The following is a 23198-nucleotide window of genomic DNA, read 5'->3' on the forward strand; positions in this document are numbered from 1 at the left end:
GGCGGCGGTCCTTGCGACCACGCTGGCGCCAGTGTGGGCCGAGGCGCCGCGTGCTGCGCCCGCCGCCGATTTCGGCGGGGTCATCGCCCTGCGCGAGGCCTATCTCGATCCCGGCTTCTGGGCCGATCGCCTGCCCGATCCGGACCGGGTGATCCTCGATCGCGCGGCTATCGCCGCGCAGAACGCCCGTATGCGTGCCAAGGATGCCGCCATCCACGATCTGCGCGCATTGCCGGCGCAGCTGCCCCGCGAGCAGGTGCTGGGCAGCATCCAGTCGCTGTCCACGTGGCCGGAGCGCTTGCTATACGGCCAGGATGGCCAAGCCATCAGCGACCGGCAGCGCAGCGAGACCGTCGCCAACCTGGCGCTCGCGGCGATACCGGCACAGCGGCCGCTGCAGTACGGCCTGGTCACCCATCGCGCCGCGCTGCGCGCGTTCCCGACATCACTGAGGGTGTTCAGCAGCCAGGGCGACACCGACATCGACCGCTTCCAGGAGTCGGCGCTGTTCCCCGGCGACGCGGTGGCGGTGCTGCATGAAAGCGCCGACGGGCGCTGGCTGTTCATCACCAGCGAACGTTATTCGGCGTGGATCGAAAAGCGCTTCGTGGGCATCGGCGATGCGGACACCGTGCTCGGCTACGGCCAGCACGGTCCATACCGCGTGGTCACCGGTGCCACTGCATTCACCGCCTACACACCCGAAGAACCGCGCGTGTCCCGGCTGCACCTGGACATGGGCGTGCGCCTGCCGCTGATCGCCGACTGGCCGGTGGAGAAGACCGTCAACGGACAGCAGGCACATGCCGCGCATGTGGTGCAGCTGCCGGTGCGCGAGGCAGATGGCCGCCTGACGCTGATCCCGGCGCTGCTGCCGCGTTCGCAGGATACTGCCGATGATTACCTGCCACTGACCCCGCGCACGCTGCTGACCCAGGCCTTCAAGTTTCTCGGCGAGCGCTACGGCTGGGGCCACGACTACGACACGCGCGACTGCAGCGGCTTCGTCTCGGAAATCTACCGCAGCGTCGGCGTGCTGATGCCGCGCAATACCAGCGCGCAGGCGGTCAGCCCGGCGCTGGACCGTATCGCTTTCACCGCGAAGGATGGCAAGGCCACCCGCGACGCTGCCGTCAAACAGTTGCAGGTGGGTGATCTGGTCTACATCCCGGGCCACGTGATGATGGCGATCGGCCACATCGACGGCCGCACCTGGCTGATCCACGACACCGCCGGCGGCGGCTGGATCGGTGCGGACGGCAAGCGCGTACAGGCGCATCTCAACGGCGTGTCGGTCACCCCGCTGGAGCCGATGATGGCCAGCGATACCGTGAGCTACATCGACCGCATCACCAACATCCAGCGCCTTCGGCCACAGAACCCCTGAATGAAGATCACCGACATCGAACTCGGCATGCTGCGCGTGCCGCTGAAGACCCCGTTCAAGACCGCGCTGCGCACCGTGGACACCGTCGAAGACGTGGTGGTGCTGATCCGTACCGACAGCGGCCACACCGGTTACGGTGAGGCGCCGGCGACGGCGGTGATCACCGGCGATACGCACGGCTCGATCATCGAGGCCATCGACAGCTTCATCAAACCGCGCCTGATCGGCGAGGACGTGGCCAACCTCAACAGGCTCTGCGGCCTGATCCAGACCTCGATGGAGCGAAATACCAGCGCCAAGGCGGCGGTGGAGATCGCGGTCTACGATCTGTGGGCGCAGCTGCACAACGCGCCGCTGTACCGCATGCTCGGCGGTGGCGACCCAGTGATCACCACCGACATCACCATCAGCGTGGATTACATCGACAAGATGGTGGCCGATTCACTCTCGGCCATCGAACGCGGCTTCGAGTCGCTGAAGATCAAGGTCGGCAAGGACATCGGCCTGGACATCGAGCGGGTCAAGGCGATCCATGCCGCGGTGCAGGGTCGTGCCCTGCTGCGGCTGGACGCCAATCAGGGCTGGACCGCCAAGCAGGCCGTGCATGCGATGCGTGCGCTGGAAGAAGCCGGGGTGGTGCTGGAACTGCTGGAGCAGCCGGTCAAGGCCGCCGACATCAGTGGCCTGAAGTACGTCACCGACCGCGTCAACACGCCGGTCATGGCCGACGAAAGCGTGTTCAACCCCGGCCAGGTGTTCGACCTGATCCAGCAGCGCGCTGCCGACATCATCAACATCAAGTTGATGAAGACCGGCGGGTTGTCCAACGCGATCCGCATCGCCGACATCGCCGCGATCTACGGCGTGCCGTGCATGATCGGCTGCATGATCGAATCGAGTATCTCGGTGGCGGCCGCCGTGCATCTGGCCGTTGCCAAGAGCGACATCATCACCAAGGTGGATCTGGATGGGCCGTCGCTGGGTCAATTCAATCCGGTGACCGGTGGGGTCAATTTCAACGAATCGGAGATCACTATCAGCGATGCGCCTGGGCTGGGCATCACCGAGGTGCGGGGGCTGGAAATGATCACGCCGCGGCGGTGGTCCTGACACCGTGCCCATGCCGCCTCTGGTGAAAATCCGCTCCGAGCGTGACCACATGTCGGCGATCGAACGTCGCATCGCCGACTTCATCCTCGACAACGCCCACCTCCTGCGCGATTACTCGTCCCAGCAGCTGGCCAGCGCGTTGGGGATCAGCCAGTCCAGCGTGGTCAAGTTCAGCCAGAAGCTGGGTTTCAAGGGCTACCCGGACCTCAAGTACTCCATCGGTGAGGCCGTCGCCCGCGCCGGCAACGACCCGCACAGCCGCCCGCCCGCACCCGACGCCGCCAACGAATACACGCTGATCGCCGAGCGGCTGCGCGTGAGCAAGGCCGCGGCGGAAGAAGAAACCTGGCTCGCCAACCCCCAGGCCGACATCGAAGCCATCGTGCAGCTGATCGACGGGGCGCCCAAGGTGTTCGTCTACGGTCTGGGCGATGACGGCCTGTACGCGCGCGAGTTCGCCATGCGGCTGTCGCTGCTGGGCATGCTTACCGTGCACCACGCCGACCCGATCCTGATGATGGCCAACCTCTCGGCCGCGCGGCCCGGCGATGCGATGCTGGTGTTTTCCGAATTCGGCAAGCTGCCGCAGCTGTTCCAGCTTTCGCGCCAGTTCCAGGACATGGGCGGCAAGGTGGTCTCGATCACCCGCCACAGTGCCAACCCGCTGCGCGCGCATGCCGATGCCAGCCTGGTGCTGTGCGCGCATGACCCGGCACCGCACGTGGCGCAACTGCTGTACCGTTCGTCTCTGCAGTCCCTGCTGGATTTCGTCTTCGTCCTGCTCTGCCACGCCAACCCGGACCGCCACCGCCAGCTCGGGGTGAACCTGGAACGGATCGAACACCTGATCGACAGCTGATCCCGGAGTCCACCACGATGATGCCGCTGCTCCGTTCCGTCACCGCCGCCGTGTTGCTGGTCGTCAGCGCGCCCGTCTTCGCCACCACACTGGACGGCAGCACGCAGCTGGTCGTGGTCACCACTGATGGCTGGGATGCCACCCAGGGCACGCTGCAGGCCTTCGAGCGCACCGACACGGGCTGGCAGCCACATGGCGCCGCCTTCGATGTGGCCGTGGGCCGCAGCGGCAGCGCCTGGGGCGAAGGATTGCACCCGGCCCAGTCCGCAGCCCCGCAGAAGCAGGAAGGCGACGGCCGCAGCCCAGCCGGCATCTTCGCGATCGGCCCGGCGTTCGGGTATGCGCCCGGCGTCACCAGCGGCCTGCCCTACCAGCCGATGCGCGACACCAGCTACTGCATGGACGTGCCGGATTCGCCGTATTACAACCGCATCATTGATGCGGAGGTGGTGGGCGCCGAGGCGGTGGAAGGCTCGACCGAGCCGATGCGGCTGGACCTGCACAACAAGGGCGACGTGCGCTATCGCGAAGGCTTCGTCATCGAGCACAACCCCAAGGCCACGCCCGGCCGTGGCAGCTGCATCTTCGCCCACCTGTGGCGCGCGCCCGGTGAGGCGACTGCTGGCTGCACCGCGATGGAGCCCGCGCGGATGACGACACTGCTGGCCTGGTTGAACGCCAGCGCCCGGCCTCGCTTCGTGCTGTTGCCGCGTGCGGAATACCAGCGCCTTCAGGCCGACTGGCAGCTGCCCGTGCTGACCGGGAGCGCGCATTGAGCACCGCGCCTCCCGATCCGCAGCTGGAACGCGCGGTCAGCCGTTGGCAGATCGTCGGCCTCTCCATCAACGATGTGATCGGCAGTGGCATCTACCTGCTGCCGGCCGCCACCGTGGCCCTGCTCGGCCCCTTCAGCCTGTGGGGCGTGGTCGCCGCCGGCATCGTCGTCGCGCTGCTGGTGCTCTGCTATGCGCAGGCGGCCAGTTACTTCGACGAGCCCGGCGGCAGCTATCTGTATGCGCGTGAGGCGTTCGGCCGGTTTGCCGGGTTCGAGATCGGCTGGATGATCTGGCTGACCCGGATCAGCTCGGCAGCGGCGCTCAGCAATGCACTGGCCGATGCGGTGGCACGCTTCTGGCCGTGGGCCGGGCATGACGTCGGCCGCGTCGCCATCATCGTGGTCTCGCTGGGCTTCCTCACTGCGGTCAACGTGGCCGGCGTCCGCTCGGCCGCACGCACCGGTGTGATCCTGGTGATCGGCAAGCTGCTGCCGCTGCTGCTGTTCGTGGCGATCGGCGTGTTCTACGTCGATACCGACCTGGCCTTGTCCGGCGTTCGCCCGGACCCGCACGATCTGCAGCGCATGGGCGAAGCCGCGCTGCTGCTGCTGTACGCCTACGCCGGCTTCGAGAACATTCCGGCCGCTGCCGGTGAGTACAAGAACCCGCGCCGCGATATTCCGTTCGCGCTGATCACGATGATCATCACCGTCACCGTGATCTACGGCGCGGTGCAGTTCATCGCCCAAGGCACGCTGGCCGGGTTGGCCAGCTCGCCGACGCCCCTGGCCGATGCCGCCGCCAGCTTCGGTGGGCTCACGCTGGCATTGATCCTGACCGTCGGCGCGACGATCTCCATCCTCGGTACCAACAGCAACACGATGATGATGGGGCCGCGCTTCCTGTTCGCCCTGGCGCGCGATGGCTACGGGCCGAAGATCCTGGCACAGGTGCATCCGCGCTTCCGCACGCCGGCCGCGGCGATCATCGCGCAGGGTCTGATCGCGCTGGCGCTGGCCTTGTCCGGGTCGTTCGTGCAGTTGGCGCTGCTGTCGATGACTACGCGGCTGTTCGCCTATATCGGGACGGCGGCGGCGGTGCTGGTGCTGGCGCGTCGTTTCCGCGACCGCCCGGGAGCACTGAAGCTGCCGGGTGGCCCGTTGATTCCGATCCTCGCGCTGCTGCTGTGCCTGGCGTTGTTCGCGAGTGCGAGCTGGCAGAACATCGCCGCAGCCGGCATCGCATTTGCCGTCGGTGCGGTCATCTACAACTTCCCGCGCCGCGATCATCAGGGCTGAGCAGACGCGCAGATGAATGGCGCTTGATCTGTCATTCACCTCGCGGGTCCATGACGTTAACCCGGCTTTGGGTACGGTGAAGCCTCACCCAACCGGAGCCAACACATGAGCACTGACTATCAGATTCCCGGCCGGGTGCCGGAAGACGGTGTCCCTCGCCAGGCGGTATCGGATTACTGGCGTGAGCGCTTTCCAAGCGAACCGTACTACGACAACAACCAGTTCTTCGATGACTACGAGCCGGCCTATCAGCTCGGTCATCGCACCCGCGCCGACGACATGATCCGTGCCTACGAAGAAGTGGAAGCCGAGTTGCAGACCCGCTGGGCGCAGGAACATGGCCAGAGCAAGCTGAGCTGGGAGCAGGCCCGCAATGCGGTCCGCCGCGGCTGGGATGAATCCACCGCGCTGCGCCAGGCGCACCTGGACAAGGGCGTGCCGCGCGGCACCTGATCGCGCCTGACCACACCGCGACAGCGAACACGGCAGCGGCGGCCTTCGGGTCGCCGTTGTCATGTCCGCAGTACCTTTGGTCCACGCCACGTTGATGGCCATGGTGTACAACAGGGGCTGGCCATCGCCTCCCCGACGGAGACTTCCATGACCCGCAAGCTGTTGCTCACCCTCGCTATCAGCCTCACCCCCGCCCTGTTCACCACCGCCTGCGTCGCTGCCGATACGGCCAGCCCGACCGCGCCGGTCCTCAAGAAGGCCCAGTGGCCATTCGCCGCCACGGAGTTCGCCCGCTTCGACGAACCTTGGGCGATGAGCTTCCTGCCCGATGGCAGTCTGCTGGTGAGCGAGAAGAAAGGCGCGCTGAAGCACTTCAACGTGCAGACCCGCAAGACCGCCACCATCACCGGTGTTCCCGAAGTGGCCTACGGCGGCCAGGGTGGCTTCGGCGATGTGCTGCCGCATCCTGACTTCGCGAAAAACCAGCTGATCTATCTCAGCTACGCCGAGGAAGGCGAAAACGATACCCGTGGTGCGGCTGTTGCGCGTGCGCGCCTGGCGCTGGCGGCCGATGGCAGCGGCACGCTGGAAGACCTCAAGGTGATCTGGCGCCAGACCCCGAAAGTCAGCGGCAAGGGACACTACGGCCATCGTCTCGCCTTCGGCCCGGACGGCAAGCTGTGGATCACCTCCAGCGAGCGCCAGAAGTTCGATCCGGCCCAGGATATGAGCGGCAACCTCGGCAAGCTGATCCGCCTCAACGACGACGGCAGCGTGCCGGCCGACAATCCTTTCGCTTCGCAGGGGGGCGTGGCCGCTCAGGTGTGGTCGCTCGGCCATCGCAATGCGCTGGGCATCGCCTTCGACGCCCGCGGCAAGCTGTGGGTGCATGAAATGGGCCCGGCGGGCGGTGACGAGCTGAACCTGATCGAGCGCGGCGCCAACTACGGCTACCCGATCGTCTCCAACGGCAGCCACTACGATGGGCGCGACATCCCCGACCACGATACCCGCCCGGAATTTGCTGCGCCCAAGGTCACCTGGACCCCGGTGATCTCCCCGGCCGGTTTCATCATCTACAACGGTACGCAGTTCCCGGCGTGGAAGGGCAGCGGCTTCATCGGCGGCCTGTCCTCCAAGGCGCTGGTGCGGGTGGCCTTCGATGGCGACAACGCCCGCGAGGCCGAGCGCTTCGACATGGGCGAGCGCATCCGCGAGATCGAACAGGGTCCGGATGGCGCGATCTGGCTGCTGGAAGACGGCAGCAACGGCAAGCTGCTCAAGCTCACGCCGAAGGCCTGAGCCAGACAGGCTGCCGGCGCATCGCCGGCAGCCTGCACACCTCACGCGCGTTCAAGCGCTGCACGTGCTTACTGGATGGTCACCACCTTGACCTCGGTGCGGCTGCACGCCTGATCCAGGCAGGTACCGCTGAGCCAGACCTGGCCATCGCCGATCATCACGCCCTGCTGGTTGACCATGACGTCGTCGAATTTCTGTGTGGCAATGGCCTTGCGCACGGCCGGGGTCAGGATGCGCTCGTAGTTGCGCTGGAACTCGCCGGGTCCGGTGATCTTGGCGCCATTGGCGATGTTCAACGGGAAGCGGACTTCCTCGACCACCGCGGCTCGATCGCCGCCACTGACGGCTTTCTGGAAGGCGTTGAAGACGGCTTCGTACTGGGCAGCATCGCCAAGGACCTGATCGATGCGCTCGCGGACGTCGCTGGCGGCGGGTGCGGCCGGTGTGCCCGGTGTCGCGGCGGCATCCGCAGCAGGTGGCGTGGCACCGCCAGCGGCAGGCGCAGCGGCATCCGGCGCGGGGCTGCCGGCGGTGACCGCATCCGGCGACAGGCCGGATGACGGCACGGTATCACCTGGCGTCGGGCGGCCTTCGGGAATCGCCGTGGCAGGGCCCTGTGCGGGGTCCGCGGCGGCGGTATCGGCCGGCGGCGGCGTCGACGGGCTGCAGGCGGCCAGCCACAACGGGCTGGCCAGGGCCAACAGCAACGGGGTACGGGTCAGGCGCATGGGTGGCTCCATCGGTTTGATGAGGAGCCAGCGTAACTGCCGAAACGTCAGCCGCCGATGATGGATACGGTAGTGCCGACCCGCGGCCAGCACTACCGGGTGACGCGATGCCGGCTCAGGCAGCCAGCAGCTCGAAGATCACCGGCTCGCCACTGACCGACGACGCACACACCCACAGCTCGAACTGGCCCGGCTCGGCGCGGAACACGCCGTCACGGCCGGTGAAGCCCAGCGCGTGGCGGTCCAGGGTGAACTGCACCTCGGTGCTTTCGCCCGGCTGCAGGGCGATCTTGTCGAAGCCCTTCAGCTCGCGCACCGGCCGCACACGGCTGGCCACACGGTCGTGGATGTACAGCTGCACCACTTCCTCACCCGCCACATCACCGGTGTTGGTCAGCATGGTGGTGATGGTCAGGGTGTCGTCCCAGCCCAGCTGCGCGCTGCTCAGCTGCGGCACGCCATAGGCGAAGGTGGTGTAGCCGATGCCGTGGCCGAAGGCGTACGCCGGCTCGTTCGGGATCTCGCGCCAGCGCGCCTTGAACTCGGACATGGTCGGCAGTTCCGGGCGACCGGTACGCGGGTGGTTGTAGAAGTACGGCTGCTGGCCGGACACCTGCGGGAAACTGACCGGCAGACGGCCGGACGGGTTGTAATCGCCGAACAGTACATCGGCCACGGCGTGCCCGGTCTGGGTGCCCAGGTACCAGGTGATCGCCACGGCGTGCGCATTGCGCACGGCGCCCTGCAGGGCCAGCGCGCGACCATTGCGCAGCAGCACGACCAGCGGCTTGCCGGTCATCGCGACCGCTTCAGCCAGCGCCTGCTGCGCCGGCGGCAGCGTGATCTCAACGCGCGACTGCGCTTCACCGCTGTAGCGCTGCGGTTCGCCCAGGGCGAGCACCACCACGTCGGCACGCAGCGCGGCGGCCACGGCCTGTTCGATACCGTCCTGCACGGCCGCTTCCAGATCACAGCCCGGCACGATTTCCAGCAGCGCTTCATCGTTGATCGCCGCGCGTACGCCGGCTTCCAGCGTGACGTAGCGCGACTTGTCGCCGAACAGCGTCCAGCAGCCTTCGATGTTCTCGCGGTCCTGCACGAACGGCCCGATCAGCGCGATCTTCTGGCCGGCCTTCTTCAGCGGCAGCACCGACTCGGCGTTCTTGAGCAGCACGATCGAGCGGCGCGCGGCATCGCGCGAGAGCGCGTCATGCGCGGCGATGTGCGAGGTGTCCGCTTCACGCGCCAGATCCAGCGAGCGGTACGGGTCGTCGAACAGACCGATCGCGTCCTTCAGGCGCAGGATGCGGCGCACCGATTCATCCAGCGTGGCCATCGGCACTTCGCCGCTCTCGATCAGACCCGGCAGATGCTCGGCGTAGAAGCCGCTCTGCATGCTCAGGTCCAGGCCGGCAGTGAAAGCCTTGGCGGTGGCGTCGCGGTCATCGGCGGCATAGCCGTGCGCGACCAGTTCCATGTCGGCGGTGTAATCAGAGATCACCACGCCCGGGAAGTTCCACTCCCCACGCAGGATGTCGGTCAGCAGCTCGGCGTTGGCGCTGGCCGGCACGCCGTTGATGTCGTTGAACGAGGACATCACGGTCAGCGCGCCCGCTTCGAAAGCGGCCTTGAACGGCGGCAGGTGGACGTCGCGCAGGGTCTGCGGCGAGATGTCGACCATGTTGTATTCCATGCCGGCCATCACCGCGCCATAGGCGGCGAAATGCTTCGGGGTGGCCAGCAACGCATCGGCAGCGCGCAGGTCCGGGCCCTGGAAGCCACGCACGCGGGCGGCGGCGAACGCACAGCCCAGCACCACGTCTTCACCGGCGCCCTCGGCGCCCCGGCCCCAGCGCTGATCGCGGGCGATATCCACGGCCGGCGCGTAGGTCCAGTGCAGACCGGCGGCGGTGGCTTCCACCGCAGTGGCACGGGCGGTGCGCTCGGCCAGGTCCGGCTCGAAGCTGGCAGCCTCGCCCAGCGGGATCGGGAACACGGTGCGCATGCCGTGGATCACGTCGGCCGCCAGGATCACCGGGATCTTCAGGCGGCTTTCTTCCATCGCCACCTGCTGGATGCGACGGCCGGCTTCCACGCCGACGCCGTTGAACAGCGAGCCCACCTTGCCCTCGCGCACCTGCTGCAGCACCTGGTCGGCGTTGAGCACATTGGCTTCCGGATTCACATCCGGCGCGAACGGGCGGACCATGTCGGCGAACACACCCAGCTGGCCGACTTTTTCTTCGACGGTCATCTGGGCAATGAGGGTTTCGATACGATCGGCGGCCACCGGCTGTCCTTATGAAAACGTTTACAAGCCCGGGATTCTAGCGTTCCCGAGGCGGTTGTGAATGACTTTTGTGTTCATTTTTCTTCCCCGGGGGAAGAACTCCGCCCCCGCCGGCACGCCGACAGGGGCAGAGGAGCTTACTCTTCCGCCGCCAGCCGCTGCTGCCCGACCATCAGCATCGCATCGCTGGAGGCCTGGAACACCCGCAGCCCAAAGGCCGGCAGGATCGCCAGCAGGTGATCGAACACGTCCGACTGCACGCCTTCGTACTCACCCCAGGCGGTGCTGCGGGTAAAGCAGTAGATCTCCAGCGGCAGGCCTTCGGTGGTCGGCTGCAGCTGCCGTACCAGCAGGGTCATCTCCGTATGGATGCCCGGATGCTGCTTCAGATAGCGCTCCACGTAGGCGCGGAACGTACCGAGGTTGGTGACCCGGCGCGCGTTGACCGCTGCCATGCCCTTGGCCTGCAACCCGGCGTTGTACTGCTGCAGCTCGGCCTGCTTCTCGCGCAGGTAATCGCCCAGCACCGCGAACTGTTCCAGCTCGGCCAGCATCGGCGCATCGACGAAGCCGACACTGTGCTGGTCCAGGTACAGCGCGCGCTTGATCCGGCGCCCGCCCGCTTCCTGCATGCCGCGCCAGTTCTTGAACGACTCGGTCACCAGTTTCTTGGTCGGGATGGTGGTGATGGTCTTGTCGAAGTTCTGCACGGTGATGGTGTGCAGCGCGATATCGATCACATCGCCATCGGCGTTCTGGCTGGGCATTTCGATCCAGTCGCCCAGCCGCACCCGGCCGTCGCCGCTGATCTGCACGCTGGCCACCAGCGACAGGATGGTGTCCTGGAAGATCAGCATCAGCACGGCGGTGGCCGCGCCCAGGCCGGTGACCAGCGGGCCGAGCTTCACGCCCAGCAGGGTCGCCACGATCGACAGGCCGGCGATCACGAAGACGATGATCTTCACAACCTGCAGGTAGCCCTTGATCGGCTTGTTGCGCGCATCCGGGCGGCGCTCGTACAGATCGTTGGCGGCGTCCAGCGCATGCGAGACGGCCAGCGCCACGGTCAGCACCGCCCACGCCCGGCACGCCCCGATCACGAACTCCACCAGCTCCGGCGGCAGGTCCGGCACGATCCGGATGCCGGCGGCGATGACCATGCTCGGCACCACGTTGGACAACCGCGAGATCACCCGCAGGTTGTTGCCGCCTTCATTGCCCGCGCTGTTGCCGGGCAGGCGGCTGACCACCTTGCGCAGGCCGCGCAGCAGGATCTTCTTGGTGACGAAGTTGGCCAGCCAGGCCGCGAAGGCCAGCGCAGCCAGCACCAGCAGGGTGTACGCCCAAGGCCAGGGTTCGAGTGTGTTCTGCAGGCCGTCCAGCCATCGGGTTGCCGCTACCGCATCCAACATCGTGTGTCGCTCTCCTATCAGGGGTATCAGGGGGTTGCCAGGTCCTGCGCACTACGCTCGATGATCACGCCAACCGCGCGCGCGCCGCGCACCGCACCGGGCTTGCTGAGTTTGAGCCGCAGCCATTGCACGTTGAATTCACGCAGCACGATCTCGGCGATGCGCTCGGCCAGGGTTTCGACCAGGCCGTAGTCCGAGTCACGCACGAACTGCTCGATACGCTTGCTGACGGCTTTGTAGTTGAGGGTATCGGCGATGTCGTCGCTGGCCGCCGGGCGGCGGTTGTCGAAGCCCATTTCCAGATCGAAACGCAGGGTCTGGCGGATCCGCCGTTCCCAATCGTAGATCCCGATCAGGGCATCGATCTCGAGCCCTTCAATGAATACCTTGTCCATAGCCATGCCACGTGGAAGATGGCGACCATGGTAACGGGGCTGTCGGGAATGTGCCGGGAACAGGAGCGATGGGCGCCCCTGAGAAAGACAAAGGGCCCCTTGCGGGGCCCTCTGCTTACTTCTTGTCCCCGGGCGGAGATGGGAATTCCATCCGCGAGTCCCGGTGGCGCGTGGGGCAAAGCTACGTCCGGGGGCGAGTGGAGTCAATGATTGGTTACGCCAAATGAGACGTTGCCCGCCATTTTTTCAGTCGAATTGATCAGATTAATCAGAGCTCACAAAGCTGTGCAATTTTCCGCAGAACAATGCCCGGATTCCTGATGCCGGGCCTGCCTCGAGGCCCGTAGTGTTGATGCACGCCAAGGACGAGGATGTAAGCGATCGTGCAGATCGAAGATGTCGTGAAACACGCGCTGTCTGCTGACCGGCTGCGCACCTTTCGCCCGCACCCTTGCGAACGACTTCGCCGCCATCCTGCGGGTCATCGGCCGGCGGTGCGGACGCACTGCGGAGTGGATGTCTGACCATGAATCAGTGACTCAGCTTCTGGTGGATCGGCCGACGTGATAAAGCAGCGCCGCCACCACCCTCACACCGCCGGCAACGTCGCCATGTCCCAGCGCGGCGTGACCTGCACCTGCGGCGGGTTGTGCTGGCCAGCTTCCAGACGCAGCGCGCCGGCGAAGGCGATCATCGCGCCGTTGTCGGTGCACAGCGCCGGGCGCGGGAAGCAGGCGCGGCCACCACGGCGGGCGGCCATCTGCTGCAGCTTGGCGCGCAGGCGCTTGTTGGCCCCCACCCCGCCGGCCACCACGATCACATCGGTGCCCGCCGCATCCAGTGCACGCTCGCACTTGATCGCCAGGGTATCCACCACCGCATCTTCAAAGCCCCGCGCGATGTCGGCGCGGGTCTGCTCGCTCTGGTCGCTGTCACGCCAGGCCAGCAGCACCTGGGTCTTCAGCCCGGAGAAGCTGAAATCCAGCCCGGGGCGATCGGTCATCGGGCGGGTGAACTTGAACCGACCCGGGGTACCGCGCTCGGCCAGGGCGGCCAGCTGTGGGCCACCGGGGTAAGGCAGGCCCATCAGCTTGGCGGTCTTGTCGAAGGCCTCGCCGGCGGCGTCGTCCAGGGTCTCGCCCAGCAGGCGGTACTGGCCGATCCGGTCCACCGCCACCAGCTGGGTATGCCCGCCAGACACCAGCAGGGCAACGAACGGTGCCTCCGGCGGGTCGTCTTCCATCAGCGGGGCCAGCAGATGCCCTTCCATATGGTGGACACCGACCGCCGGCACCTCCAGCGCCCAGGCCAGCGAACGGGCCACGCCCGCCCCGACCAGCAGCGCGCCGACCAGGCCGGGGCCGGCCGTATAGGCCACCCCGTCGATGTCGGCCACAGTCATGCCGGCCTCGGCCAGGGTCTGACGGATCAACGGCAGTAGCTTGCGCACGTGGTCGCGGCTGGCCAGCTCGGGCACCACCCCGCCGTACTCGGCGTGAAGGGCGATCTGGCTGTAGACCGCATGGGCGCGCAGGGCGTCGATCCCGGACAGGGAGGTGTCATACACCGCCACGCCGGTCTCATCGCAGGAAGATTCGATACCAAGGACTCGCATAACGGGTATTATGGACCTCTTCAGGCCCCGGCAGACGTACGCTGGCCTGTCTGCGCATCACCCGTGGCCAAGAAGTTCGCCGGGGTGGGTTGCAACTTCTTTTCTCGCCGCTATAATGTGCGGCTCTCACCGGGCGTGACCCGGTTCTACTGTGTCCCGGAGATTCCATGCCCAGCGTTAAAGTCCGCGAGAACGAGCCCTTCGAGTTTGCGCTCCGTCGCTTCAAGCGCACCTGCGAAAAGGCCGGCGTGCTGGCCGAAACCCGCAAGCGCGAGTTCTATGAAAAGCCGACCCAGGAGCGTAAGCGTAAGGCTGCCGCTGCTGTGAAGCGTCAGCTGCGCCGTTCGTCGCGCGACGTTACCAAGCGTCAGCGCCTGTACTGATCGGACGCAACTTCGATACGGCAGGCCTTGGCCTGTCGTGACGGAGCCGAAGCCGGAACGCGCGAGCGTTACCGGCTTTTTGCGTTCCAGCGCTTCGGCGCCCCGCTTTCCTTTCCACCGACACGAGGTGTTCCCATGAGCCTGAAGCAGCAGCTCACCGATGACATGAAGGCCGCCATGAAGGCCGGCGAGAAGCACCGCCTGGGCGTGATCCGCCTGATGAACGCCGCGATCAAGCAGCGCGAAGTCGATGAGCGCATCGAGCTGGACGACGCCGCCGTGCTCGCCGTGCTGGAAAAGATGGTCAAGCAGCGCAAGGACTCGGTCACCCAGTTCGAAGCCGCCAACCGCGAAGACCTGGCCGTGATCGAGCGCGATGAAATCGTGGTGATCGACCAGTACCTGCCGGCCAAGCTGGGCGAGGCCGAGATCGTGGCCGCCATCCAGGCCGCCATCGCGGAAACCGGCGCGACCACCCCGGCCGACATCGGCAAGCTGATGGGTGCGCTCAAGCCGCGACTGGCCGGTCAGGCCGACATGGGCCTGGTCTCCAAGCTGGTCAAGCAGCAGCTGGCCGGCTGAATCACGCCGCCACGCCGCAGTGAAAAGGCCCGCATTTCGCGGGCCTTTTCCGTTCCAGCAGGCCGGTGCTTACGTGGCCTGGCGACAGTTGCGCAGCGTCATCGAGCTTTCCTCGATCGAACTGATCTCACCTTCCAGCTTCGCCCAGTCGCGCTCGCGCAGCATGGTGAAGTTGGCGGCCTGGTCCGACGCGAATTCGCAGCGGATGGTGTAGTTGTTGTTGTTGTACGTGTCGTTCTGGCGGACGCGCAGCAGGCCGCGGGTCGGCGTGACCAGGTAGTTGATCGAGCCGATGTCACCGGGCTTGGTCGAATACGTGTTTGGATTGACCGTATAGATCTGGCCATCGATCTGATAGCGCCGCCCCACGTACGTCGCGTACAGCGGCAGGAACGTGGCCGAGCGGTCGCCCTTGTCTTCCTTGTTGGTGTTGGTCCCCAGCATCAGATCCTTGAACGCACCGGCACTGCGGTACAGCGCCATCGTGTCTTTGACTTCCTTGCCCATCTTCTTGGACAGATCCGGGGCCGCCACTGCCTCGATGGCCGGCATCGGGTACTGGGTGCGTCCGGCTGCGGCAATCGTGTCGCCCTGGCTGCCCGCCTTGAGTTTGTCCAGCATCCCGCACATCGACTGCTTGGCCGCCGCCGGCTCGATCGACTGACCGCGCGCCAGCTTGGTCGCCAGCGTGACGCGACCGGTGCGATCGGCGGTGCCCACCAGGACCAACGGGACGCGCAGCCCCGTGCGCTGGATCAGGTACTGGTCGCCGGTATCGCCGTCCACCAGCTGCCCCGCGACTTCGAACTTGTCATCGCCGCCGATCTTGCGCAGCTGGTCCAGTGCGCTCTGCACCTTCAGGCCCGGCACCGTGACATCGGCCATGTACAGCGCACCGTTGCGCGCATCCCCTACCGTCTTGAAGGCCTTGTCGCAGGCCCCGGAAGCCGCCGCCGGGCCCGCAGCGGCCAACAGCACCATCGTCGTGTAGACCATTCCTTTCATGAAGCGTCCTTTCTGCTGTGAAGGTGGAAAACCGGGCGAAAGGATAGCGCGATATCCGTCAAGACCATGGCCTGATCGGCTCACTTCACCCGATGCAGCCCGGCCATTTGCTAGAACGGGCCCTCGTTCCCGATCCGACGCCGTCCATGCACACGCCGAGCCATTCCCTCTCCAGGATCCGCAAGCACATGGCGCGGCTGGAGCAGAGCTTCCCCGCCGTGCTGCTGCGCCGTTTCATCGATGCGGACGTGATGACACAGGCCGCTGCGCTGGCGTTCTATGCCCTGCTGTCGATGGCCCCGCTGCTGGTCCTGCTGCTGTGGCTGACCGCCTCGCTGTACCCGCCGGCGCAGGAAGCGCTGCTGGGCCAGATCAATGATGTGGCCGGCACCAGCGCCGCCTCGGTGGCGGAGACCGTGCTCAGCAACGCCAACAACCAGCCGGACATCGGCACGCTGGCCGGCGTGTGGAGCACCCTGCTGCTGTTCATCGGTGCCACGGCGGTGTTTGCCCAGCTGCAGAACGCCCTGAACCTGATCTTCAACACCAGTGGCGAGCGCCTGGACGGCATCGTGCCGTGGCTGCGCAAGCGCGTGTTCTCCTTCGGCGTGGTGCTGGCGCTGGGGTTCCTGCTGATCCTGTCGATGACCGCGACCACCATGCTGCAGGTCGTCTTCGCGCACCTGCCCTCGGTACTGCCGGCGATCGGCTACCTGACCAGCCTGGCGCTCTACACCGTGGGCTTCGCCTTCCTCTATCACTACCTGCCCGACCGCCGCGTCGCGTGGCGCCAAGCCTTCATCGGCGGTGCGATCACCTCGGCCCTGTTCGCGCTGGGCCGCTACGGCATCGGCCTGTACATCGCCACCGTCGCACCGGGCAGCGCATACGGGTCAATGGGCGCACTGGTGATCTCGCTGGTCTGGATCTACTACGCCACCGTGGTGTTCTTCGTCGGCGCGCTGATGACCTCGGTGATCGACGAGCGCCTGCGCGCCCATGCGGTGCTTGCCGAGGCTGGCGTGGAGCCACCGAAACCGGGCGAACCGGCCAGCAGCTAGTAGACTAGCGGTACCCCCGCTTCCGCGCGTGGCCGTGACCGGCCATGCCCCCGCCTGCTGCCCATGGCCCGTATCCCCGACGCATTCATCGACGACCTGCTGGCCCGCTCCGACATTGTCGAGGTGGTGGGCAGCCGTGTGCCGTTGAAGCGCCAGGGCAAGGAATACGCGGCGCGCTGCCCATTCCATGACGAGCGCTCGGCCTCGTTCACGGTCTCGCCAACCAAGCAGTTCTATCACTGCTTCGGCTGCGGCGCGCATGGCACGGCGATCAGTTTCCTGATGAATTACGACCGCCTCGAGTTTCTCGACGCGGTCGATGAGCTGGCCAAGCGCGTGGGCATGGAGGTGCCGCGCGATACCCAGCCGCGCACCGCCCAGCAGCAGGACGACAGCCGCGATCTGTACTCGGCACTGGACGCGGCCACGCGCTTCTTCCAGACCGCATTGAAGGGCAGCGACAAGGCGCGCGCCTACCTGGATCAGCGCGGTGTCGATGAAGAAAACCGCGAGCGCTTCGCCATCGGTTACGCACCGGACGGCTACAGCGCGCTGAAGGATGCGCTGGGCAAGGACGAGCGGCGGATGAAGCTGCTCGACCGCGCCGGCCTGTTCTCCAAGAACGATCGCGGCCACGTCTACGACAAGTTCCGCGACCGGGTCATGTTCCCGATCTTCGACCGCCGTGGCCGCGTGATCGCCTACGGCGGCCGGGTCATGGAGAAGGACGACGGCCCGAAGTACCTCAACTCGCCAGAGACCGCGCTGTTCCACAAGGGCCGCGAGCTGTACGGCCTGTGGCAGGTGCGCCAGGCCAACCAGAAGATCGAGCGGCTGATTGTGGTCGAGGGCTACATGGACGTGGTTTCGCTGTTCCAGTTCGGCGTTACCCAGGCGGTGGCGACGCTGGGCACGGCGACCACGCCGGACCATGCCGAGCTGCTGTTCCGCAATGCGCCGGACGTGTTCTTTTGCTTCGACGGCGATGCCGCCGGCCGTCGTGCCGGCTGGCGTGCGCTGGAGTCGGTGCTGCCGCGCATGAAGGACGGTCGCCAGGCCTTCTTCCTGTTCCTGCCCGACGGCGAAGACCCGGACACCATCGTGCGCAAGGAAGGCCGCGAGGGCTTCGATGCCCGCCTGCAGCAGGCCACGCCGCTGTCGCAGTTCTTCTTCGACGAGCTCACCCGTGAGGTCAACATGGGCACGCTCGACGGCAAGGCACGCCTGGCCGAACGGGCCAAGCCGATGCTGGCGCAGATTCCCGATGGCGCCTTCGGCGACCTGATGAAGCAGCAGCTGACCACGCTGACCGGCCTGGGCGCCAAGCCCAGCGCGTCCTCGCCGCCCTCGCGCCAACCGCAGCGCGCGGTCGCCCCGGCACAGCGCCGCAGCCTGGTGCGCGCGGCCATCGCGATCCTGCTGCAGCAGCCCTCGTTGGCGATGACCCTGGAAGGCCATCACTTCAACGGCCTGCGCCTGCCCGGCATCGAGCTGCTGAGCGAGCTGCTGACCCTGGTCGAGCAGCGCCCGGACATCAGTACCGGCGCGCTGCTGGAACACTTCGACGGCCGCGAGGAGCAGGAATCGCTGCACAAGCTGGCCGCGCAGACCCTGCCCGGCGATGAGGCGATGTGGACCCAGGAACTGCATGACGCCGTGGCCCAGCTGGAGAAACAGCTGCTGATGCAACGTCTGGACGAGCTTCAGGCAAAGCAGAGCCAGCAGGGTCTGGACGATACTGACAAGTACGAGCTGCGCGAACTGCTCAAGGCGCGCAGCACCCTTCGCTTCTGACTGACGGAGCTGCCGTGGCATCCCACCTCGCCTGTCCCGCTGCAGCGATGCCGTCTTCGCTCCCCCGCTTACTTCCCTGCTCTACAGGAGCCTGCCCACCATGACCCGCTGGTGGTCGCGCCTGCGACCGGACAACTTCACCCTCGCTCTGCTCTGCACCGTGCTGCTGGCGTCCTTCCTGCCGATGCACGGCGCCGCCGCGATGGTGCTCGACGATGTCACCGACGTCGCCATCGCCGCGCTGTTCTTCCTGCACGGCGCGCGCCTGCCGCGTGAATCCATCGTTGCCGGCCTGCTGCACTGGCGCCTGCACCTGACCATCCTGGCCTGCACGTTCGTGATGTTCCCGCTGCTGGGGCTGATGTTCAAACCGCTGGATGGCTGGCTGCTGACGCCCGAGCTGTACATCGGCGTGCTGTTCCTGTGCGCGCTGCCGTCCACCGTGCAGTCCTCGATCGCGTTCACCTCGATCGCCCGCGGCAACGTCCCTGCGGCGGTGTGCAGCGCCTCGCTGTCGAGCATTCTCGGCGTGTTCCTGACCCCGCTGCTGCTCGCCCTGCTGGCCGGCACCGAAGGCGGCATGCACAACCCCGGCCAGGCCATCGTCAGCATCATGCTGCAGCTGCTGGTGCCGTTCGTGGCCGGCCATCTGCTGCGCCCGTGGATCGCCCGCTGGGTTGAGCGGCAGCGTGCGCTGCTGCGCTATACCGACCAGGCCACGATCCTGCTGGTGGTCTACTCCGCCTTTGGCGAAGCGGTCAACGAAGGGCTATGGAGCAAGACGCCGCTGTTGTCCCTGCTCAGTGTGGCCGTGGTGGCAGCCGTGCTGCTCGGCATCGCGATGCCGCTGATCCGCTTCATCGCGCGCCGGCTGGGCTTCAACCGCGAAGACGAGATCACCATCCTGTTCTGCGGCTCGAAGAAAAGTCTGGCCACCGGTGTGCCGATCGCCAAGGTGCTGTTCGCCGGCGGCAGCCTAGGTGCGATCGTGCTGCCGATCATGATTTACCACCAGATCCAGTTGATCGTCTGCGCGGTGATCGCGCAGCGATATGCGCGTGATCCGGTGGAGCCGACGCCGCTCATCCGGCAGGATTGAGACGGCGGCACCATGGCCTGCGCGGAGTTTTCGCGCCGGCCGCTAGAGGTCAGTCAGCGTGCCCACGCTGAGTTCCGGCAGGAAGACCCACAGGTCGTACGGTCGATTCTCGCCACTGCTGGCTTCGGCGACTCGTGGCGCACGCTCGATCAACGGTAGGGCGCGGCATGGCTGCAGGCAGGCCCAGAAATGCCCTCGCAACGCCTCCAAGCGCACGCTGTAGAGCGACAGATCCAGCAGGTATGACGCCATCGTTCGCTGCTGCATCTCCGGTGGCGCATCTGCCGGCGGAGCGCGCATCGCATGCACGTTGCCGGTCAACACCAGCATCTGCGCACCGTGGGGCAGCGCGTTGAACTGCTGCCGCAGGTGCGTGGCCATTGCGGCATCGCGCACTTCATTGTCCGTGGACGACCCGGTCTCCACGTCATAACCGGCGACGCCCACATCGCGTCCCTGTGCGCGCAGCGATCGAATGGCCTCAATCAGGTCGAGCATGTCTCGGCTTCGTCGTCCGTCATGCTGGTCGTCCTGGACGAACCAGAACGGGGAGCGCCGCAGTGCTTGGCGTGCGTCCAGATCACCGTTGGAGCGCAGGTAACGCGCGAGCGCGACGTTCTCGCTCATCGGCAGCTCCAGTGCCAGCCGAACCGACGCGTTGTCGCGGCTGTAGCGCTCCACCAGATCGGCCACGAGCTGCGGTGTTTCAGCGGTGCCGTGGTACTCGCCGAGTACGATCATGCGCCCATCGCCTGCATGCCGCATGATCTGCGCGGCCGTGTCCTCCGCGGGCGCGGGCGCTGCCGCATTCGCCGCACCCATCGCCATCCCGATCACCCACCCTGCCATCCAGCGCCATCGCTTCATACCGTCACTCCCTGTTCGGTAGAGAAGCAATGGCGGCGGCGAATCACCGATTCAAGGCGGTTACTCCAACCAGGGCAGCATCCAGTGGTCCACCATCAGGAAGGCGAACAGCGCCATCAGGTAGACGATGGAGTAGCCGAACATCTTCATCGAGAACAGTTCGTCCGGCGGATTCAGCATCCGCCAGGCGTACCAGAGGAAGACCGCGTTGAGCACGAGCGCGCCGCCGAGGTAGAACATGCCGCTCATGCCGAACACGACCGGCAGGATGCTGACGATGGCCAGGGCGATCGAATAGACCATGATCGACTTGCGGGTGTACGCCACGCCGTGGGTTACCGGCAGCATCGGGATTTCCGCCTTGGCGTAATCCTCGCGGCGGAAGATCGCCAACGCCCAGAAGTGCGGCGGGGTCCAGATGAAGATGATCAGCACCAGCAGCGATGCGTAGGCCCAGTCCCACGGGCCCTGCATGCCGGTGATCGCGGCCCAGCCGAGCATCGGCGGGGTGGCACCGGCAAGGCCGCCGATGACGATGTTCTGCGAGGTCGCGCGCTTGAGATACACGGTGTAGATCACCGCGTAGCCGATCAGCGAGGCGAAGGTCAGCACGGCGGTGATCACGTTGACCCAGACCACCAGGATCGTCATCGACAGCACGATCAGCAGGCCCGCGAAGACCAGTACCTGCCAAGGCTTGACCTTGCCCACCACCAGCGGGCGCCACGAGGTGCGCGCCATCTGTGCATCGATGCGCGCGTCCAGCAGCTGGTTGATCGCGGCGGCGGCCGAAGCGGCCAGCCAGATGCCGAGGAAGCCGAGGGCGCCGTCCAGCGCCTGCTGCGCGGTCGGCACGCCGGGGATGGCCAGGAACATGCCCACCAGCGCGGTGAACACGATCAGGGCGACGACCTTGGGCTTGGTCAGATCCCAGTACTGACGGTAACTGGCCATGCCGTCAGCCTGCCTGCACGGCAGGGGAGGCAGCACTGGCCTTGCCGCCATCGGCATCCGGCGCACGCAGGCGCGCCAGCAAGGTCACCAGCACGAACAGGAGCGCCACCGCGCCCCCGCTGTGCGCGACGGCCACTTCCAGCGGCACCGCGAGCTTCACGTTGAGGATGCCCAGGGTGATCTGCAGCACCACCAGCAGGCCCAGTGCGGTCGCCCAGCCGCGCATGCTCGGCAGGCGGAACAGACGAACGGAGAGCCACAACAGGTAGACGGCGACCACGATCGCCATCACGCGGTGCGCCATCTGGATCGCGATGCGCGAAGCACCATCCAGCACGCCCCCTTCGTAATCCACGCCGATGCCACGCCACAGGGTGAAGCCTTCCTTGAAATCATGCGGCGGCCACCACTGGCTGACGCAGCGCGGGAAATTGTCCAGCGAGGCGCTGCCGCCACCGCAGGCGAGTGCGGCGTAGTTGGCGCTGACCCAGCCGCCGAGGGCGATCTGTGCGACCAGCACGGCCACGCCGACGCGGATCAGCCACTTCAGCTTCGGCGCTTCGGCCAGGGTGATCGGCATGTGCGTGGCGCGCCACGCCATCCACACCAGCAGGCCGAACATCAGCATGCCGCCGAGCAGATGGCCCATGACCACGATCGGCTTGAGCAGCCAGGTGACCGTCCACATGCCGAGCAGCGCCTGGAAGATCACCACCGCCAGCGTCAGCAACGCGGCGCGGGCCAGGTCGATGTTGGTCCAGCGCAACGCGGCGATCAGCAGGATCGCTTCGCCGATCAAGGCGATGATGCTCGCGGGAACGTGCATGCCCATCATGTACAGCGGTATCCCGGTCGCCACCAGCACACAGGCGGTGATCACCGCGGTGCTGCCCCAGCGACGGCGGCGCGTGGCCAGCAGTGCCAGGGTGAGGATCTCGATGCCCAGCGCGCCGGCCAGGAAGCGGTGCACCTGTTCGCGCCATGCCTTGTGCGTTTCCAGCGGACGGATCTTGGCGGCCTCGTGCCCGATCACTTCCTCGGCATGCTGCGGCCAGGTGACACGGCCATAGCAGGTCGGCCAGTCCGGGCAGCTCAGGCCGGCATCGGACAGGCGCACGAACGAACCGAACATGATCGTGCTGGCCGTCATGATCAGCGCAAACCACGCCAGACGGTGGAAATTGCGGTGCAGCACCGGGCGTGCGGAGAGGCTCATCTAAACGGAACTCACTTCAGTTTCAGCAGCGTGGCCAGGTCTTTGCGCAGACCGGCCATATCGAATCCCGGCGCGTACCGCATGATCACGAATCCGTTGGGATCGATCACATACACAGGCGTGCCGGCGGCGTCATCCACGGCGGGCAAAGCGGCACGCAGGTCCGGTTGGGCGCGCAGCGCGCGCAGTGCGGGCATGCCCTGGACCTCGGCCGGCGGCGTGCCCAGCCACAGGATCTCGACATTATCGGCGTTATGGCCGAACAGCTGCCACACCTTGCCCAATCCCTGCGACAAAGTGACGCACTCGCTGGTACAGCTGGCAGACGGGGCCACCAGAATCCGCCAGGTGCGATCGTTGGGGTTCCACGGGTACGGCTGACCATCGGCCAGGGTGGGCGGCAGCGCGCGCAGATCGGCCGGCGGCTGCAGCAGCTGCCCGGTATTGCGGTGCGAGGTCGGCTGCCAGCCGGAGAAGCGCAGCACGCCCGCCAGCGCCATGGCGCCGAAGAACACGCCGAACAACGCGATCAGGGTCCAGCGGCCGCGTGAACGGGACGGCAGCCGGGCCGGGGAAGTGGCATTCATGGGCGGCATTTTCTCACGTTGAGCC

The 23198-nt window shown here is 66.5% G+C and carries 22 protein-coding genes; 12 read left to right on the plus strand and 10 right to left on the minus strand.

The genetic code is table 11. The annotated features are described in order from the left end of the window. Positions 1-22: 22 nt before the first annotated feature. The 7 genes from ABE464_RS17180 (at position 23) to ABE464_RS17210 (ending at position 7185) form a co-directional block, all read left to right on the plus strand. Positions 23-1387 carry an SH3 domain-containing protein gene (locus ABE464_RS17180; protein WP_346472952.1) on the plus strand — a complete coding sequence of 455 codons (1365 nt, stop codon included), beginning with the start codon at positions 23-25 and terminating at the stop codon, positions 1385-1387. Beyond that, positions 1388-2497, plus strand: a complete 1110-nt coding sequence (locus ABE464_RS17185) for a dipeptide epimerase (protein ID WP_346472927.1) — start codon at positions 1388-1390, stop codon at positions 2495-2497. Positions 2498-2507: 10 nt separating this feature from the next. Further along, positions 2508-3356, plus strand: a complete 849-nt coding sequence (locus ABE464_RS17190) for a MurR/RpiR family transcriptional regulator (protein ID WP_346472928.1) — start codon at positions 2508-2510, stop codon at positions 3354-3356. Between the two features lie 17 nt (positions 3357-3373). Beyond that, positions 3374-4132 (plus strand): L,D-transpeptidase family protein, encoded by a 759-nt coding sequence (locus tag ABE464_RS17195; RefSeq protein ID WP_346472929.1) that lies wholly within the window; start codon positions 3374-3376, stop codon positions 4130-4132. Further along, positions 4129-5430, plus strand: coding sequence for an amino acid permease (locus ABE464_RS17200; RefSeq protein ID WP_346472930.1), 1302 nt, complete (start codon positions 4129-4131; stop codon positions 5428-5430). The genes ABE464_RS17195 and ABE464_RS17200 overlap by 4 nt, the downstream gene beginning before the upstream one ends. A 105-nt stretch (positions 5431-5535) precedes the next feature. Then, positions 5536-5883, plus strand: a complete 348-nt coding sequence (locus ABE464_RS17205) for a hypothetical protein (protein ID WP_070471533.1) — start codon at positions 5536-5538, stop codon at positions 5881-5883. Between the two features lie 147 nt (positions 5884-6030). Continuing rightward, the gene (locus ABE464_RS17210) at positions 6031-7185 is read left to right on the plus strand and encodes a PQQ-dependent sugar dehydrogenase (protein WP_346472931.1); all 1155 of its coding nucleotides are present in this window, start codon (positions 6031-6033) and stop codon (positions 7183-7185) included. A 68-nt stretch (positions 7186-7253) separates the two neighbouring features. Here ABE464_RS17210 and ABE464_RS17215 read toward each other — a convergent pair whose 3' ends face one another. The 5 genes from ABE464_RS17215 to tsaD all read right to left on the minus strand — a co-directional run bounded on the left by ABE464_RS17215 (position 7254) and on the right by tsaD (position 13625). Beyond that, positions 7254-7913, minus strand: a complete 660-nt coding sequence (locus ABE464_RS17215) for a hypothetical protein (RefSeq protein ID WP_346472932.1) — start codon at positions 7911-7913, stop codon at positions 7254-7256. Between the two features lie 115 nt (positions 7914-8028). Next, entirely contained in the window at positions 8029-10203 is a 2175-nt protein-coding gene (locus tag ABE464_RS17220; RefSeq protein WP_346472933.1) for a glycoside hydrolase family 3 N-terminal domain-containing protein, read from the minus strand. Positions 10204-10340: 137 nt separating this feature from the next. Continuing rightward, positions 10341-11615 (minus strand): mechanosensitive ion channel domain-containing protein, encoded by a 1275-nt coding sequence (locus ABE464_RS17225; RefSeq protein WP_346472934.1) that lies wholly within the window; start codon positions 11613-11615, stop codon positions 10341-10343. Between the two features lie 26 nt (positions 11616-11641). Next, a complete protein-coding gene (gene folB, locus ABE464_RS17230; protein ID WP_088434566.1) occupies positions 11642-12010 on the minus strand; it encodes a dihydroneopterin aldolase in 369 nt (122 codons plus the stop codon). A gap of 589 nt (positions 12011-12599) precedes the next feature. Continuing rightward, positions 12600-13625 carry a tRNA (adenosine(37)-N6)-threonylcarbamoyltransferase complex transferase subunit TsaD gene (gene tsaD / locus ABE464_RS17235; RefSeq protein ID WP_346472935.1) on the minus strand — a complete coding sequence of 342 codons (1026 nt, stop codon included), beginning with the start codon at positions 13623-13625 and terminating at the stop codon, positions 12600-12602. Between the two features lie 167 nt (positions 13626-13792). Here tsaD and rpsU point away from each other — a divergent pair, with 167 nt between their 5' ends. After that, on the plus strand, positions 13793-14008 hold the full coding sequence (gene rpsU / locus ABE464_RS17240; RefSeq protein ID WP_002808376.1) for a 30S ribosomal protein S21: 216 nt from the start codon (positions 13793-13795) through the stop codon (positions 14006-14008). Positions 14009-14143: 135 nt separating this feature from the next. Continuing rightward, positions 14144-14590: a GatB/YqeY domain-containing protein gene (locus tag ABE464_RS17245; protein WP_123731364.1), complete on the plus strand. Its 447-nt coding sequence runs from the start codon at positions 14144-14146 to the stop codon at positions 14588-14590. A 69-nt stretch (positions 14591-14659) separates the two neighbouring features. Here the strand turns inward: ABE464_RS17245 and ABE464_RS17250 are convergent, their stop codons facing one another. Further along, positions 14660-15595, minus strand: a complete 936-nt coding sequence (locus ABE464_RS17250) for a hypothetical protein (protein ID WP_346472936.1) — start codon at positions 15593-15595, stop codon at positions 14660-14662. 146 nt (positions 15596-15741) lie between these two features. On the opposite strand from ABE464_RS17250, the gene ABE464_RS17255 reads away from it, so the two are divergent. From ABE464_RS17255 to ABE464_RS17265, 3 genes are all read left to right on the plus strand, one after another. Beyond that, positions 15742-16656, plus strand: coding sequence for a YihY/virulence factor BrkB family protein (locus tag ABE464_RS17255; RefSeq protein ID WP_346472937.1), 915 nt, complete (start codon positions 15742-15744; stop codon positions 16654-16656). Between the two features lie 63 nt (positions 16657-16719). Then, complete coding sequence (gene dnaG, locus ABE464_RS17260; RefSeq protein ID WP_346472938.1) at positions 16720-18450, plus strand: DNA primase; 1731 nt, start codon at positions 16720-16722, stop codon at positions 18448-18450. Positions 18451-18550: 100 nt separating this feature from the next. Next, the gene (locus ABE464_RS17265) at positions 18551-19549 is read left to right on the plus strand and encodes a bile acid:sodium symporter family protein (protein ID WP_346472939.1); all 999 of its coding nucleotides are present in this window, start codon (positions 18551-18553) and stop codon (positions 19547-19549) included. Positions 19550-19591: 42 nt separating this feature from the next. On the opposite strand, the gene ABE464_RS17270 is transcribed toward ABE464_RS17265, so the two are convergent. The 4 genes from ABE464_RS17270 to ABE464_RS17285 form a co-directional block, all read right to left on the minus strand. Next, positions 19592-20377: a calcium-binding protein gene (locus ABE464_RS17270; protein ID WP_346472953.1), complete on the minus strand. Its 786-nt coding sequence runs from the start codon at positions 20375-20377 to the stop codon at positions 19592-19594. A gap of 99 nt (positions 20378-20476) precedes the next feature. After that, positions 20477-21370 carry a heme o synthase gene (cyoE, locus tag ABE464_RS17275; protein WP_346472940.1) on the minus strand — a complete coding sequence of 298 codons (894 nt, stop codon included), beginning with the start codon at positions 21368-21370 and terminating at the stop codon, positions 20477-20479. Between the two features lie 4 nt (positions 21371-21374). Then, a complete protein-coding gene (locus ABE464_RS17280; RefSeq protein ID WP_346472941.1) occupies positions 21375-22586 on the minus strand; it encodes a COX15/CtaA family protein in 1212 nt (403 codons plus the stop codon). Between the two features lie 11 nt (positions 22587-22597). Further along, positions 22598-23173: a hypothetical protein gene (locus ABE464_RS17285; RefSeq protein WP_102788907.1), complete on the minus strand. Its 576-nt coding sequence runs from the start codon at positions 23171-23173 to the stop codon at positions 22598-22600. Between the last annotated feature and the right edge of the window lie 25 nt (positions 23174-23198).

The sequence above is a fragment of the Stenotrophomonas sp. TWI587 genome (genome assembly GCF_039674145.1).
Lineage (GTDB): Bacteria > Pseudomonadota > Gammaproteobacteria > Xanthomonadales > Xanthomonadaceae > Stenotrophomonas > Stenotrophomonas maltophilia_AY.

What these genes read in the sequence shown, in the direction of transcription:
- cyoE (WP_346472940.1), bottom strand. Translation starts at nt 21,370, where the DNA reads ATGGCCAGTTACCGTCAGTACTGGGATCTGACCAAGCCCAAGGTCGTC.
- folB (WP_088434566.1), bottom strand. Translation starts at nt 12,010, where the DNA reads ATGGACAAGGTATTCATTGAAGGGCTCGAGATCGATGCCCTGATCGGG.
- ABE464_RS17185 (WP_346472927.1), top strand. Translation starts at nt 1,388, where the DNA reads ATGAAGATCACCGACATCGAACTCGGCATGCTGCGCGTGCCGCTGAAG.
- ABE464_RS17280 (WP_346472941.1), bottom strand. Translation starts at nt 22,586, where the DNA reads ATGAGCCTCTCCGCACGCCCGGTGCTGCACCGCAATTTCCACCGTCTG.
- ABE464_RS17255 (WP_346472937.1), top strand. Translation starts at nt 15,742, where the DNA reads ATGCACACGCCGAGCCATTCCCTCTCCAGGATCCGCAAGCACATGGCG.
- ABE464_RS17195 (WP_346472929.1), top strand. Translation starts at nt 3,374, where the DNA reads ATGATGCCGCTGCTCCGTTCCGTCACCGCCGCCGTGTTGCTGGTCGTC.
- ABE464_RS17265 (WP_346472939.1), top strand. Translation starts at nt 18,551, where the DNA reads ATGACCCGCTGGTGGTCGCGCCTGCGACCGGACAACTTCACCCTCGCT.
- dnaG (WP_346472938.1), top strand. Translation starts at nt 16,720, where the DNA reads ATGGCCCGTATCCCCGACGCATTCATCGACGACCTGCTGGCCCGCTCC.
- rpsU (WP_002808376.1), top strand. Translation starts at nt 13,793, where the DNA reads ATGCCCAGCGTTAAAGTCCGCGAGAACGAGCCCTTCGAGTTTGCGCTC.
- ABE464_RS17245 (WP_123731364.1), top strand. Translation starts at nt 14,144, where the DNA reads ATGAGCCTGAAGCAGCAGCTCACCGATGACATGAAGGCCGCCATGAAG.
- ABE464_RS17250 (WP_346472936.1), bottom strand. Translation starts at nt 15,595, where the DNA reads ATGAAAGGAATGGTCTACACGACGATGGTGCTGTTGGCCGCTGCGGGC.
- ABE464_RS17190 (WP_346472928.1), top strand. Translation starts at nt 2,508, where the DNA reads ATGCCGCCTCTGGTGAAAATCCGCTCCGAGCGTGACCACATGTCGGCG.
- ABE464_RS17270 (WP_346472953.1), bottom strand. Translation starts at nt 20,377, where the DNA reads ATGGCGATGGGTGCGGCGAATGCGGCAGCGCCCGCGCCCGCGGAGGAC.
- ABE464_RS17205 (WP_070471533.1), top strand. Translation starts at nt 5,536, where the DNA reads ATGAGCACTGACTATCAGATTCCCGGCCGGGTGCCGGAAGACGGTGTC.
- ABE464_RS17285 (WP_102788907.1), bottom strand. Translation starts at nt 23,173, where the DNA reads ATGAATGCCACTTCCCCGGCCCGGCTGCCGTCCCGTTCACGCGGCCGC.
- ABE464_RS17210 (WP_346472931.1), top strand. Translation starts at nt 6,031, where the DNA reads ATGACCCGCAAGCTGTTGCTCACCCTCGCTATCAGCCTCACCCCCGCC.
- ABE464_RS17225 (WP_346472934.1), bottom strand. Translation starts at nt 11,615, where the DNA reads ATGTTGGATGCGGTAGCGGCAACCCGATGGCTGGACGGCCTGCAGAAC.
- ABE464_RS17215 (WP_346472932.1), bottom strand. Translation starts at nt 7,913, where the DNA reads ATGCGCCTGACCCGTACCCCGTTGCTGTTGGCCCTGGCCAGCCCGTTG.
- tsaD (WP_346472935.1), bottom strand. Translation starts at nt 13,625, where the DNA reads ATGCGAGTCCTTGGTATCGAATCTTCCTGCGATGAGACCGGCGTGGCG.